Annotated in this window: 12 protein-coding genes and 1 pseudogene; 8 read left to right on the forward strand and 5 right to left on the reverse strand. The window is 69.4% G+C overall.

Annotation, left to right across the window (positions count from 1 at the left end):
• Position 1: 1 nt before the first annotated feature.
• Together G6N49_RS03345 and G6N49_RS03350 are read right to left on the reverse strand one after the other, a co-directional pair.
• Positions 2-646: a response regulator transcription factor gene (locus tag G6N49_RS03345; protein ID WP_011768338.1), complete on the reverse strand. Its 645-nt coding sequence runs from the start codon at positions 644-646 to the stop codon at positions 2-4.
• Complete coding sequence (locus tag G6N49_RS03350) at positions 634-1,941, reverse strand: sensor histidine kinase (protein WP_011856369.1); 1,308 nt, start codon at positions 1,939-1,941, stop codon at positions 634-636. The genes G6N49_RS03345 and G6N49_RS03350 overlap by 13 nt, the downstream gene beginning before the upstream one ends.
• Before the next feature lie 102 nt (positions 1,942-2,043).
• Here G6N49_RS03350 and G6N49_RS03355 point away from each other — a divergent pair, with 102 nt between their 5' ends.
• Together G6N49_RS03355 and G6N49_RS03360 are read left to right on the forward strand one after the other, a co-directional pair.
• On the forward strand, positions 2,044-2,925 hold the full coding sequence (locus tag G6N49_RS03355; RefSeq protein WP_011856368.1) for an LLM class flavin-dependent oxidoreductase: 882 nt from the start codon (positions 2,044-2,046) through the stop codon (positions 2,923-2,925).
• Between the two features lie 3 nt (positions 2,926-2,928).
• Entirely contained in the window at positions 2,929-3,600 is a 672-nt protein-coding gene (locus G6N49_RS03360; protein WP_011856367.1) for a DUF899 domain-containing protein, read from the forward strand.
• Positions 3,601-3,861: 261 nt separating this feature from the next.
• On the opposite strand, the pseudogene G6N49_RS29375 reads toward G6N49_RS03360, so the two are convergent.
• Positions 3,862-4,623, reverse strand: a pseudogene (locus G6N49_RS29375) (glycosyltransferase); the annotation flags it as partial.
• On the opposite strand from G6N49_RS29375, the gene G6N49_RS29380 reads away from it, so the two are divergent.
• From G6N49_RS29380 to G6N49_RS03380, 4 genes are all read left to right on the forward strand, one after another.
• The gene (locus tag G6N49_RS29380; protein ID WP_235679488.1) at positions 4,532-4,915 is read left to right on the forward strand and encodes a hypothetical protein; all 384 of its coding nucleotides are present in this window, start codon (positions 4,532-4,534) and stop codon (positions 4,913-4,915) included. The pseudogene G6N49_RS29375 and the gene G6N49_RS29380 sit on opposite strands and share 92 nt — an antisense overlap.
• On the forward strand, positions 4,831-5,805 hold the full coding sequence (locus tag G6N49_RS03370; protein ID WP_083045398.1) for a Gfo/Idh/MocA family protein: 975 nt from the start codon (positions 4,831-4,833) through the stop codon (positions 5,803-5,805). The genes G6N49_RS29380 and G6N49_RS03370 overlap by 85 nt, the downstream gene beginning before the upstream one ends.
• Positions 5,798-6,892: a zinc-dependent alcohol dehydrogenase gene (locus G6N49_RS03375; RefSeq protein ID WP_083045397.1), complete on the forward strand. Its 1,095-nt coding sequence runs from the start codon at positions 5,798-5,800 to the stop codon at positions 6,890-6,892. Before G6N49_RS03370 ends, G6N49_RS03375 begins: the two co-directional genes overlap by 8 nt.
• Before the next feature lie 97 nt (positions 6,893-6,989).
• On the forward strand, positions 6,990-7,223 hold the full coding sequence (locus tag G6N49_RS03380; protein WP_011561282.1) for a hypothetical protein: 234 nt from the start codon (positions 6,990-6,992) through the stop codon (positions 7,221-7,223).
• A gap of 111 nt (positions 7,224-7,334) precedes the next feature.
• On the opposite strand, the gene G6N49_RS03385 is transcribed toward G6N49_RS03380, so the two are convergent.
• Positions 7,335-7,817, reverse strand: coding sequence for a hypothetical protein (locus tag G6N49_RS03385; RefSeq protein WP_083045400.1), 483 nt, complete (start codon positions 7,815-7,817; stop codon positions 7,335-7,337).
• Between the two features lie 271 nt (positions 7,818-8,088).
• Positions 8,089-10,074, reverse strand: coding sequence for a SpoIIE family protein phosphatase (locus G6N49_RS03390; RefSeq protein ID WP_083045396.1), 1,986 nt, complete (start codon positions 10,072-10,074; stop codon positions 8,089-8,091).
• 141 nt (positions 10,075-10,215) lie between these two features.
• On the opposite strand from G6N49_RS03390, the gene G6N49_RS03395 reads away from it, so the two are divergent.
• Positions 10,216-11,562 (forward strand): APC family permease, encoded by a 1,347-nt coding sequence (locus tag G6N49_RS03395; protein WP_083045395.1) that lies wholly within the window; start codon positions 10,216-10,218, stop codon positions 11,560-11,562.
• Between the two features lie 221 nt (positions 11,563-11,783).
• Positions 11,784-12,947 (forward strand): tyrosine-type recombinase/integrase, encoded by a 1,164-nt coding sequence (locus G6N49_RS03400; RefSeq protein WP_083045394.1) that lies wholly within the window; start codon positions 11,784-11,786, stop codon positions 12,945-12,947.
• Positions 12,948-12,968: the final 21 nt, after the last annotated feature.

The raw sequence follows: 12,968 nt of genomic DNA on the forward strand, positions 1-12,968 counted from the left end.
TTCAGGATTCGAGGAACCGCAGGACGGCCAGCACGCGGCGGTTCTCGGTCTCGTCGGGGGCGAGGTTCAATTTCGTGAAGATCGAGGCGATGTGCTTCTCGGCCGATCCGACCGAGATGTGCATCCCGCTCGCGATCGCCGAGTTCGTCTTGCCCTCCGCCATGAGTTGGAGCACCTCGTGCTCACGGGGAGTCAACTGGTCGAGTGCCGCGCGCCGGTGTGACCGCACCAGGATCTGGGAGACCACCTCCGGATCCAGCACCGTACCGCCGTGGCCGACGACCTCGACCGCGTCGAGGAATGCCGGGACGTCGGCCACCCGGTCCTTCAGGAGGTAGCCGAAACCCTTTGTGTCCGAGGCGATCAACTCGGCGGCGTAGCGCTGCTCGACGTAGTGCGACAGGACCAGGACCGGGGACTCCGGGTTCTGGCTGCGCAGCAGCGCGGCGGCGCGGATGCCCTCGTCGGTGAAGGTCGGCGGCATCCGGACGTCGAGGATCGCCAGATCGGGCCGGGTCTCGTTGACCAGTCGTAACAGGTTGGTGGCGTCGGGAACTCCGGCGACCACCTCGTGGCCGGCGTCGGCGAGGATGCGCTCGATTCCGGCGCGCAGCAGCGCGGAGTCCTCGGCGATCACGATGCGCATGGCAGCACCGCGGTGACGATGGTGGGCCCGGTCGTCGGGCTGGACACGGTGAACGTGCCGCGCGCTGCGCGCACCCGTTCGTCGAGCCCCCGCAGGCCGGTGGCGTTGTCGTCGTCGGCGATCGCCGCACCGCCGCGGCCGTCGTCGAAGACGGAGACGTACAGCGAGTTCGACGGCTCGTCGTACCGGACGGTGACAACGGCCTGGCTGGCCCCGGCGTGTTTGGCGACGTTCGTGAGGGCCTCGGCGACAACGAAATAGGCGACGGATTCGGTCTCCTCGGGCAGGCGCCGCGGCAGGTGCAGGTTCAACGTCGTGGGCACACCCGAGTTGTCGGCCCGCTGCACGACGGCGGACAACGCCGCGTCGAGCCCGCGGTCGGCCAGGATCGTCGGCGCGATACCCCGCACCACGTTGCGCAGTTCGACCAGAGCGTTCTTCGCCTCGTCGTGCGCCTCGGCGATCAGCTGTTTGGCCGCGGGCAGATCGCTGTCGAGTTTCGTCTGCGCCAGGCCGATCGCCATGGCCAGCGACACCAGCCGCGGCTGGACGCTGTCGTGCAGATCCCGCTCGATGCGGTGACGTTCGGTCTGGGCCGACGACACCGCGCCCGCCCGGGCGTCGCTGAGCGCGCTGACCTGATACTTCAGCGTCGCGGTGGGAGACGGGGTGAGCAGCCAGCGGTCGATGATCGCGTCGAGTGCGGGCGCGAAGATCAGGATCGCGACCGACGCGGCCACCGCCACCACGGCCAGCGGCCACGCGAGTGCCGGCGGGAGGAACGACAGACCCGCCGCATCGTCGCTGTGGTCGATGGCGAGGGCGGCGGCCGGCGCCAGGAACCCGAACGCCAGGAGCGCCAACGCCAGCGCGGTGGCCAGGATGTCGTAGATCATCCGCAGGTAGTGGTGGGCGAACGTCTTCCAGAACCGGGCGCTGCTGACGTCCAGCCACAGCTGGTGCAGCCAACCCTGGAATCCGGTGTACTGGGTCATCCGCCGGAACGGGCGCCCGATCCGCATCCCGAACACCGCTTCGCTGCGGACGCGCTCGACCCAGTCGACCCCGCGGACCAGGTAGATGAAAACGACTGCCGCCAAGATGAATCCGATGACCGACGGGATCGAGGAGGTGCCGAGTACCAGCAGGCCCAACGGGATCCAGAACCACACCACGCCGATGGCGGCGCCGATCACCATGGAGGCCGTCGGCACGATGCCGACGGTGCGGGGTGGTGACGTGGTGTCATTGACCGCGACGGACGCGGGTGGGGGGCTGGCGGTGACTGCGACCATGTGTCCAACCTATGGAGTGCGCGTCCGCTGCGACACAGCGTTTTCCGCCGAGCTCGCCGGGGGTTAACCCCCGAATGCCAGAATCGCGGGGTGCGAATCGGAATGACCCTGCCGGTGATGGAACCCGATCTCGACTCCGCGACGCTGCGCGCGTGGGCCCGGGTGATCGACGAGGGGCCGTTCTCCGCGCTGTGCTGGGGTGAGCGGATCGCCTTCGACAACCCCGAGAGCCTGACCCTGCTCGGTGCGGTGGCGGCGTGGACGGAGCGCGTCCGGTTGGTGACGACGGTGATCGTGCCCCAGTTGCACGATCCGGTCATGCTCGCCAAGGCGCTCGCGACCGGAGACCTCATCAGCGGTGGCCGGTTGACGGTGGGGATCGGCGTCGGCGGCAGGCACGAGGACTACGAGGCGGTCGGCGCGGATCCGGCGACGCAGACCATGCGGCAGCTGGCGGAGCGGGTCGCGGTGATGAAGCGGGTCTGGGCGGGGGAGAAGGTGACAGAGTCGGTGCTGCCGGTGGGGCCGCCGCCGGTGCAGGTGGGTGGCCCGCCGCTGCTGGTCGGCACCATCGGACCCAAGACGGTGCGCAGCGCGGCGGCGTGGGCCGACGGCATGGCCGGCACCATCCTCGACCTCGACCCGGTCAAGCAGAACGAGTTGTTCGACGTCGCGCGCACCGCCTGGGCGGACGCGGGTAAACCGCGGCCACACCTGGCGACGTCGTTCTGGTTCGCCCTCGGTGACCGGGACGAGGCGCGGGCGCAGGTGCATCGGCATCTGCGCCGCTACATGAACTGGATCCCGGGTGAGTACGTCGACGCGATGGCCCCGGCGACGGGGTTCGCCGGCACCGAGGACGATCTGCTCGCGGTGCTCGAGCAGTTCGAGCGGATCGGTACCGACGAGGTGCACCTGATCCCGACCAGCTCGGACGTCGAGCAGCTGACCCGGATCGCCGACGTGGTGAAAGACCGGGTGTAGCCCATGGCCGCCGACCACCTTCCTCCGATCGTCTCGCGCTCGGAGTGGGAGCACGCCCGCGCCGAACTGCTGGTTCGGGAGAAGGAGCTGATGAGGCTGAAGGACGAGGTGAGTGCGGCGCGGCGCCGCCTGCCCATGGTCGAGGTGGTCGAACCGTATGTGTTCGACACCGAGAGCGGCCCGGTCGGCCTGATCGACCTGTTCGACGGCCGGCGCCAGCTGATCGTGCAGCACTTCATGTTCGGCCGCGACTGGGAGCAGGGTTGTGAGGGCTGCTCGATGATGGCCGACCACCTCGGCCCGCTGTCGCACCTGCACGCCAAGGACACCTCGTTGGTGCTGGTGTCCCGTGCACCGCTCGGCAAGCTGCTCGCCTTCCGTGACCGGATGGGTTGGGATCTGCCGTGGGTGTCCTCCGGCGCGTCGACGTTCAACGAGGACTTCCACGTGACGGTCGACGGGGAGGAGCGCCACGGCATCAGCGTGTTCCTGCGCGACGGGGACCGGGTGTTCCACACCTGGTCGACCTACAAACGCGGCGAGGAACCGTTCATGGTCGTGTTCGACCTGCTCGACCTCACCCCGTACGGCCGTCAGGAGACCTGGGAGGACTCGCCCGCCGGGTGGCCCCAGCGACCGCCCTACGAGTGGATCCGCCTGCACGACGCGTATTGAGCGGCCCCGATGTGCGACCCCGGGTGACGCATTCCTCGTACATCCGCAGGTACCCGGCCGCCATGACCGCGGGTGAGAACCGGCGCTGCGCCTCGGCCCGGCACCGCGCCGGTTCGATCTCGTCGACCTGCGAAAGCAATTCGGCCAGCGCCGCCTCGTCGCCCGGTTCGGCGAGGCGGCCGGTGTCCGGGGCCACCAACTCCGGAAGGCACCCCGCCGATAGGCCACCACCGGGGTGCCCAGCGCCAGCGATTCGATCACCGCGGTCCCCCCGGGCTCATTCCAGGTGAGGGGGAAGAGCGTGGCGCGGGCCGTGGCCACCAGGCGGTCACGGGCCTCGCCCTCGAGGGTCCCGACCCAGCGCACCCGCCGGTCGTCGACGAGCGGTGCCACCGCGTCGCGGTAGTACCGAACATCGGGATACCGCTCCGCGTGGGGGTCGGCGGCCAGTTCCGCGGCGTCCGCGTAGGGCCCCACCGGACCGGCCAGCACCAGCTCGAAACCGCCCCGGTGGGCCAGCCGTGCCGCCACGTGCTGCCCCTTGGTCGGCGAGATCCGCGCGACGAGCGCGACGTGGCGACGCTTTCGCACCGGGTTGTGCGGGATCCGGGTCAGCGGCGTCGCCAGGTGGACGTGACCGAGGCTGCGCTGCCGCAGTCGCGCCGGACCGAGCGCGATCTGCGCGGCGGACACGCCGTTCACCCAGAGGTGGTCGACCGCCAGGTTCCCGTACAGGCCAGGGTGTTTGGACAGATCCCAGTGCAGCGTGTGCAGAACCGGTGGTAGCCGGGAGCCGGCCGCCGCGAGCACCGTGGGCCCCACCGCTTCGAGGTGGTCATGGACCAGGTCGACGTCATGGCGGGCCGCCAACTCCGTCACCAGCCGGTGCATATGGGTCGCGGCGATTCCCATCACCTGGTTGTACGGCTCGGTGAGATGCCGGAACTGCGGTTCGTCGAAGCCGACGATCTTCTCGTCGACGTCGACCGTGCTGCCCGCCACGGTGGCCAGCACCACCCGCACGCCGGCGCTGCGCAGTTCGGGGATCAACGTCGCGATCATGTTCTCGATCCCGCCGTACCCGTGCGGCGGCACGGTCAGCCACGGGCCGGCGTTGATGAGCACCGTCAGCGACATGGCAGGCGAGTACCCGGGCCCTATCGACGTATGCGTCAAACGTGCATACCGCCGCAAGTCGCGGGTATTCAGCGCGAGCACCGGGAGGTTGGCATGGGTCACTGCAGAGTCGCGTTCGTCGGAGCCGGCGGTGTCGCCGTCCGCCATGCCCGTCACCTCGCCGAACTGCCCGACGTGACCATCGCCTCGGTCACCGATCCCGCGGGCCCTGCCGCCGACGCGTTCGCGCGGGCCACCGGCGCGGCGGTGGTCCCCGACCTTTCCGCACTCCTGGCCGACCCGCCGGATGCCGTCTACGTCTGCGTTCCGCCGCATGCGCACGGTCCGATCGAGGAGTCGCTCGTCGAGGCGGGCGTCGCGTTGTTCGTCGAGAAACCGTTGGGTACCGACCCGGGCACCGCCCGACATATCGCCGGTCTGATCGGCGAGCGTGGTGTCACCAGCGCCGTCGGCCACCACTGGCGGTATTCGGCGGCCGTCGGGTTGGTACGGGACATGTTGGGCGACAGCGTCGTTCGGCTCGCCGTCGCATCGTGGCTGGACCGGGTGCCGCCGGTGGCGTGGTGGTGCCGACGGGACCTTTCGGGCGGGCAGATCGTCGAGCAGGCGGTGCACGTGCTCGACATGTTGCGGTACCTCGTCGGCGAGGTCGCCGAGGTCAGCGCCTACGCCAACGCCGCCCCGCCGAGCGCGCCCGACGCCGACATCGACGGGGCGACCGCGGCGACCCTGCGCTTCGCCTCGGGTGCGGTCGGTACGGTTGCCGCCGCCTGCTGCCTGACCTGGAAGCACCTCGCCGGTATCGACATCCACGCGGACGGGCTGAGTGTCGCGGTCCGCGAAGACGCGATCACGGCACGGACGGCCGACGGACCGCTGCAGCGCGAGTTGGACCCCGACGACGCCAAGAGATCCGCAGACCGCGCGTTCATCGACGCCGTGATGGACCGCGGGGCCGGCCGCGACGGAATCCTCGTCGACTACGCCGACGCCCTGCGTACCCACGAACTGGCCTGTGCGATAGCGGAATCCGCACACCTGGCATGGCCGGTGGCGGTCCATGTCTGACGCCGGTTACACCGTGGTCGTCGAGCGGCCCGGTGTGGTGACGTGCAGGGCGCAACCGTCGCAGGGCGCCCTGCCCGAGGGGCAGTTCGACGTCGCCACCGTGTTCAGCGGACTGTCCGCCGGGACGGACCTCAGCTGGGTCAAGGGCACGAACCCGGCGCTGCACCAGAACTGGGATGCCGACCTCGGGTTGTTCCTGGCCGGCGAACCGAACGCCGGTTACCCCGTGGAGCGGTTCGGCTACATGCAGGTCGGCCGGGTGACGGCGAGCCGCGTGCCCTCGGTTGCCCCCGGGCGGCTGGTGGCGATGACCTACGGCCACCGAAGCTGCTACCGCGCGGATGCGCTGCGCGACCGGTTCGTCGTACTGCCCGCCGGGTTCGACGCGGTGCTGGGGATCTACGTCGCCCACATGGGGCCGATCTGCGCCAACGGACTGCTGCACGCCGCCGCCGACGTGGTGGGCGCCGATGTCCGGACCCTGGGAGACGGCGTACGCGGCAGGCGGGTGGCGGTCGTCGGCGCGGGGGTGGTGGGGCTGCTGACCGCGCTACTGGCCGCCCACCACGGCGCGGCGGACGTGCTCGTGCTCGACGAGACCGCGGCGCGGCGCGACATCGCCGAACGGCTCGACCTGGCGACGCTGGATCCGGGCGGCGGCGACCCGGCGGTCGCGGTCAAGCAGCAGTGGGGCCGATCCGGTGAGCGCGGCGCCGACGTGGTCTTCCAGTGCCGCGGGCGGGGCAGCGCGCTGGCCCTGGCCCTGCGGCTGCTGCGACCCCAGGGCACCGTCATCGACCTGGCCTTCTATCAGGACGGGTGCGGTGACGTCCGGCTCGGCGAGGAATTCCACCACAACGGGCTGTCGGTGCGCTGCGCGCAGATCGGCCGGGTGCCGCGGGGTACGGCCCACCTGTGGGACCGCGACCGGCTGAGCGCGGAGACGGTCGACTTCCTACAGGCCCGCGGACGCGACATCAAGGCGCATCTGATCACCGACTACGCACCGCTGGTCGAGGCGCCGAGCACCCTGGGCCGCCTGGCGACCAACCGGCACGAGGGTCTGCAAATCGTTTTCTTTTGCTAACGAACCGCCGCGTCGGCGCGATGAAGATATCGGGGGGCTCATAAGCAGTATCGACTCATGGGCAGCACCGCTGCCGCCAGGCGATGAGGAGGTCGCGATGAAGTTCAAGAAGTTGGTGGTCGGAACGGCGATGGCTGGAGCGTTCGGCTTCGCCGCCGTCGGATTCGGTGCGGGTCAGGCGCAGGCCGACGAGTTCAGGTGGTGGGATCCGGTGCCGTCGCCGGGCCAGATCTCCCAGTTGCCGTTCGTACCGCCGCCGGGGCAGATTGCGAAACTGCCGTTCGTTCCGCCGCCCGGGCAGTGGGACAAGCCGGCGCACTGGTTCAAGTAAGCCGGAGACGACAGTGGCCGCCTCGCATCAGCGAGGCGGCCACTGTCGTCTGTCAGCACTGTCGTCTGTCAGCACTGTCGTCTGTCAGCACTGTCGTCTGTCAGCTCCGGATCAGAAGCCGATCTTCGGCAGATTGAACGGATTGGTCGGCGGGCCGAGGTTCAGCGGGTTGTTCGGCGGGCCGAGCTTCGGCGCCGGGAGGTTCAGGCTGGGCATGCTGACGGCCGGCAGACCGATGCCGCCCAGGGCCGGCGGGTGCAGATGGACCGGGGCGCTGAAACCGATGTCCGGAACCACGTCCGGCAGGCCGACCGAGATTGGCACGCTGGCGTTCGCCTCGACCGGCGACGGCAGGTTGGCCACATTCTTGGCGACCTCGCGGGACCAGGACTCGGGGATCTGGATCGGCGCCTCGTTCGCGTTGTTCTTCTTCTCGGCCGGCTGCTCTTCCGGTGCCCGCTCGCAGGTGGCCGGGTCGGCGCACTCCTGGCCGGCGACCGGTTCAGCTGAGGCGACCCCCACGCCCAGGAACCAGGCCGGAAGGCCGACGACACCGACGATCGATGCCCCGGCCAGTACTCGTTTGATATCCACGTTCAACCCCTCGGATAGGAAATCTCTTAGATCGTATCGCTTCAGAGCAAATCGTGTGTCGGCTTCCCACCTCGTCGAACCGCGAACGCCGGCACTTGATTACCTCTGCGAAACACCTCGCGAACAGCGTTGATGTGCTCGATTCGCGATATCGACACCCGTGCCCAGGCAGGGCAAAGGCCTCCCTTTCAGGTGGGCCCCGATCTTTGCGAACAAACGCAACTGTGTCGGTGTTCAGCAAACTCAGGGCAGGATGGTTCGAAGTTCGCGGTCAGCGTGCCGCCACGTCCACCGGTTCCCGCCGCAGGACGACGGCCGTCACATCATCGCGGTCCAGATCACCGTTCGCCCGCGCGCACAGGGCGTCGACCAACGCCTGCGGGCTCGTGCCGTGCTTCCGGGCGCACTGTGCCACGGCATCCGACAGCCCTTCGACGGAGCCGCCCCACAGGTCCATCACGCCGTCGCTGACGAGGAGGATCGCGTCGCCGGGCTGGAGCGCTCCGCGCTTCTCGCCCCAGCCGCTGTCGAGCCCCACCGGCATATCGCTGGAGGCGGTGCGCTCCACCAGACCCGATCCGGTCCGGACGACGAAGTGCAGTCCGTGCCCGGCGTCGGCGACGCGGAAGTCGCCGGTGACGAGGTCGACGAGGACGTAGGTCAGCGTGATGAAGGCGCTGGTGCGTTGCAGGTCGTGATCGACGACCCCGGCCATGTGGCTCACGGCGGCCGACGGACTGAGCTCGGGGTCGGTGGCGCGCAGCGCGGCTCTGGTCGCGGCGGCCAGCATTCCCGCGCCCATGCCCTTACCCATGACGTCGCCGAGGCTGAGGACCACGTGCGGGACCTGAACCCGGATGTCGTAGAAGTCCCCGCCGACCTGTCTGGCCGGCACCGAAGCCGCACCGGAAGTCCACCCGGGGGTGGGTGGGAGCGTCCCGGGCAGGAGGGCACGCTGCACTTCGGCGGCGCGCTCGAGTTCCTCCTGTTCCAGCCTGCGGGCGCGCATCGCCTCGGTGATGTCGTAGAACTGCAGCGCGAGGGTCCTGCTGTCCCCGTCGACGCTGATCGGGGAGATGCTGACGTTGAGGATCCGCTCGGTGCCGGTGGTCAGCGTCAGGCGCGCGTTGCCCTCGGTGAGCGCGTCGGCTTCCGCCGAGAGCGCGGCGGTGGCCTCCTCGCCCAACAGGTCGGTGAGCTCGGCCGACGCGTCGGCGAGACCGGGGATGATGGCCACCGCGGACTCGTTGGCGCGCAACACCTTCCATCCCGTGGCGGCACGGGTGGCGATCAGCATCCCGGCCACCGACGTTTCGAAGATCCGGCGGAACAACTCCTCGCTCTCGTTGAGGCGCCGTGCGGTGGTCCGCTCGTGGCCGACCGCGAGCGAGAGCGAGAGGAAGACGACCACCATCGACAGCTCGAAGACCTGCAGGACGAGGTTGCCCACCTCCGGTGCGAGGAGGTTGAACGCGAACGGCCCGGTGCCGTACGCGCTGCCGGCCGAGGCGATGACGGCGATCGCCAGCATCAGCAGGATCAGTTCCCGGGTCGTCAGTCGGATCGCCACCCACACCAGTGGCATGAAGGGGAGGAAGGACAGCGGCATTCCGGGGTTGAACGCGAACACGAAGGTGACCAGGCCCAGGGTCGTCACGACCTGCGCGACGGTCTCGACCGGACCCGCAGGCCGGGGGCGGCGCGGCAGGTGCATGAACAGCGGGACCAGCAGCAGCATCCCGGCCGCGTGCTTCGGCGCCGACGTGACGAACCGGATCCACGCCTCGGTGGAATCGGCGAGCAGGTAGGTGGCGCCGGCGCCGACCACGTCGTAGACGATCGCCGCCGAGCCGACGGCCACCAGTAACCGGCCGAGGTCGCGCGGCTCCGACAGGCTCGGCAGGCGATCGTGGCGCCCCCTGAGGATGAGGGTGGCGATCACCATCTCGAGGGCGACGGCGAATGCGAGCGCGGTCGCGAGCGCGGCGGGCCGTCCCGCCCAGAGCAGGAGCGGAAGGGTGATCGCGGCGACGGCGGCGGCCGGCGCCCACACGTGACGGCGCGGGAAGCGGATGCCCAACCCGACCGCGATCCCGGCGACGGGCCACCACGCCGTGCTGGCCAGCGCCGTCGGCTGGGTCACCAGCGACAGCCACCCGACGACGAGGACGGCGAACAGACACCCGACGACGAACACCACGGCCGGTTTTCGTGAGCGAACCCGGTGATCTCCCAGCGCCCCCTGATCAGGATCCACCCGCTCACTTTTACACGCTGATCAACGCGAATGCGGGCGAGTGGGCGACCGGGTCGACGTGCGCGCGCGTCCTCGCGTAGTTAACTCCCCGGAATTCGTCGGCGCCCGCGCGTGCGTGACGGTTCACCTACCATCGCGGGCATGAGGGCGCGCCGCATCACGCTCACCCTCGGTTTCGCCTTCACCGTGATGGCAGATCCGGTCTCCTCCGTCGCCTACGCGATCGAGGCGACGCTGCGTTCGCTGAACGGCGATCTGGCACAACTGCTTCCCGCCATGGCGGCGGTCATTGCGATCATCGGCGTCATATCCGCGACCTATCACCAGTTGATCGGACGCTTCCCCGAGGGAGGTGGTGGTCCGGACGGCGTTGCCCACGCCTTCGGTGAGGGCTGGGCATTCATCCCGCTGGGAGCACTGCTGGTCGACTTCACGCTCACCGTGGCGGTCAGCTGCGCGGCGGGCGCATCGGCCCTCATCGCCTATCTCCCCGGCCTGGCTTCACTGAGGATGCCGATCGGACTCGGGCTCGTCGTCGTGGTCGCCGCCGGCGTCCTGCTGGGCCAAGCCGGACGGATCGTCTTCGCGGTTGCGACCCTGGCTTTCATCGTGCTGTCGATGTGGGTGATCTTTTCCGGTGTCACCGCGTCGACGAGTTCTCCTGCGCCAGACGGTGTCAGCGTCGAAACGACACCCATGCTGTACGGCGCGGGACTGGCCCCTGTGCTCCTCGCCATCCCGCTGGGTATGGCGTTGGCAACCGGAGTCGAGGCGCCCTCGAATGCGATCGCCCAGCTGCCGCAGCTCGACGATCGCGGACGGCGCCGGCTCGGACGCCTCACGCTCTGGTTGATGATCGGGATCGTCGGCGCATTGACGGTCTCCTTCGCCGCGCTCGCCGTCAGACTCGGGACGGATCTTCCCCCGGGTGATTCCACCTTGATCGCCGAAGTCGCGCGGCGCGCAACCGGCGGCGGCCCGCTGTTCGCGGCCTTTCAGGCCAGCAGCGCACTGCTTCTCCTTTCCGCTGCTGCGTCCTCGTATCTGGCCGGATCGGGCGTACTCAAGGCGTTGGCGAGTTTCGGCAGGCCCGGCGAAGGCCTGGTTCCGATCCGGTTCGCGCGAATCAACAGGTTCTTGGTACCCGAGTGGGGTGTCGCCCTGGTCTTGGTGTCCTCAGCGGCCCTCGTCGCCGCCGGTGGACGCGAGCAGCGCCTGGTGGGTTTCTATGCCGTGGCCGTCTTCGCCAGCTTCCTGGCGGCGACGATCGCGTGCGCGCGCCTGTCCTACCGCGACGGCCGGCGTGCTGCACTGACGGTGAACGTCATCGGAGCGGTCTTGGTCGCGACGATCCTCATCATGAACGCGACGCGCCTCGACGGGTTGCTGGCGTTGCTCGCATCGGGTGGCGTGGCTGTCTACTTGTGGCGCATGTGGGTGTCACGAGGTCGGCCGGGTGGCGTGGCCGCTGCCGCCGGAAGCGGCTAGCCGCCTGCGGCTCAGACCCGCTGGTAAATGGCGGTTTCGGTGTGGTGCCCCCGGCAGGATTCGAATTTGCCGATCAGCACCGCGCAATCCTGCCGGTGACCACCACGAACTTGCCCGTACCTGCATTTACCAGCGGATATCGCCTTTGCGAACTGCGAGGTTCTGTCGGGTTCCTATAGGATGACTATTGCACGGAGATTGCACGGCGACGGGAGTGGAGCATGGCAGGACAGCGGGCGGCCGCGAAGTCGGAGCGCACGCGGCGGTCGTTCGGGCGGATGCGCCAATTGCCCTCGGGCCGGTGGCAGGCGAGCTACCTCCACAACGGCGCGGTCTATAAGGCGCTGGCCACGTTCCCCACCAAGAGCAGCGCGGGTCATTGGTTGCAGGCCGAGGAGGATCTAATCGACCTCGACCGCCGCCGACCGGGGGAGTGGACACCGCCCGCCGAACGCGCCGCCCGCCGACAGGCCGAGAAGCTGACGTTGCGCACCTACGCCAACACGTGGCTGGACAACAAGACGAAGCTGGCGCGCCGCACCCGCGACAACTACCGGGGCCACCTCGACAACCACATCCTCCCCGTCCTCGGCGACCTCGGACTGGCCGAGATCACGCCCGAGCACGTCCGCACGTGGTTCGCCGGGTTGGGCACCGAGCATGACACGCGCAACGCGCAGGCGTACGCGATCCTCAACGGGGTGTTCAACACCGCCGTGGCCGACGACCTGATCGAGCGCAATCCGTGCCGGATCAAGGGCGCGGCACAGGTGAAGCACGCCAAGCGCTCGGTGGTGTTGCTCGACGCCGCCCAACTGACCGAGTTGGCGGCGGCGATGCCCGACGACGCGCGCCTGGCCGTGCTGCTGGCCGGGTGGTGCGCGTTGCGCAAGGGGGAGGTGTTCGCGCTGCGCCGCTGCGACATAGCCGCCGACGGGTCCACCGTTCGCATCGAACGGGCCGTGACGTACCGGGAGGGCAAGTTCGAGGTGGGGCCGACCAAGACGCGCGAGTCGCGGCGCGTGGTGTCGGTGCCGCCGCACGTTCGGCCCGCCGTTGTGGACCACCTCGCGCGCCACGTCGGCGAGGGGGACGAGGCGCTGGTGTTCACCGAACCGTCCACCGGATCGTTCGCCGGGGAGAAGCGGTTCCGCACGGCGTGGGAGGCCGCGCGCGAGGCAATCGGGCAGCCGCAGTTGCATTTCCACGACCTGCGCCATGCGGGTGGCGTGATGGCCGCGCAGGCGGGCGCAACGCTGCGCGAAGTGATGGACCGGCTCGGCCACACCTCGCCGAACATGGCCATGCGCTACCAACACACCGCCGAAGGACGTGCCGCCGCGCTTGCCGACAAACTTTCCGCGCTAGCCGCGACAAACCCGTAAACGTCGGGAAACTAAACTCCA

Origin of the sequence: Mycolicibacterium monacense, assembly GCF_010731575.1 — a bacterium.
Taxonomy (GTDB): domain Bacteria; phylum Actinomycetota; class Actinomycetes; order Mycobacteriales; family Mycobacteriaceae; genus Mycobacterium; species Mycobacterium monacense.

Excerpts from the sequence above, each read along its gene's own strand:
- G6N49_RS03345 (WP_011768338.1), bottom strand. The coding sequence starts at position 646 with ATGCGCATCGTGATCGCCGAGGACTCCGCGCTGCTGCGCGCCGGAATC.
- G6N49_RS03350 (WP_011856369.1), bottom strand. The coding sequence starts at position 1,941 with ATGGTCGCAGTCACCGCCAGCCCCCCACCCGCGTCCGTCGCGGTCAAT.
- G6N49_RS03355 (WP_011856368.1), top strand. The coding sequence starts at position 2,044 with ATGACCCTGCCGGTGATGGAACCCGATCTCGACTCCGCGACGCTGCGC.
- G6N49_RS03360 (WP_011856367.1), top strand. The coding sequence starts at position 2,929 with ATGGCCGCCGACCACCTTCCTCCGATCGTCTCGCGCTCGGAGTGGGAG.
- G6N49_RS03370 (WP_083045398.1), top strand. The coding sequence starts at position 4,831 with ATGGGTCACTGCAGAGTCGCGTTCGTCGGAGCCGGCGGTGTCGCCGTC.
- G6N49_RS03375 (WP_083045397.1), top strand. The coding sequence starts at position 5,798 with ATGTCTGACGCCGGTTACACCGTGGTCGTCGAGCGGCCCGGTGTGGTG.
- G6N49_RS03380 (WP_011561282.1), top strand. The coding sequence starts at position 6,990 with ATGAAGTTCAAGAAGTTGGTGGTCGGAACGGCGATGGCTGGAGCGTTC.
- G6N49_RS03395 (WP_083045395.1), top strand. The coding sequence starts at position 10,216 with ATGAGGGCGCGCCGCATCACGCTCACCCTCGGTTTCGCCTTCACCGTG.
- G6N49_RS03400 (WP_083045394.1), top strand. The coding sequence starts at position 11,784 with ATGGCAGGACAGCGGGCGGCCGCGAAGTCGGAGCGCACGCGGCGGTCG.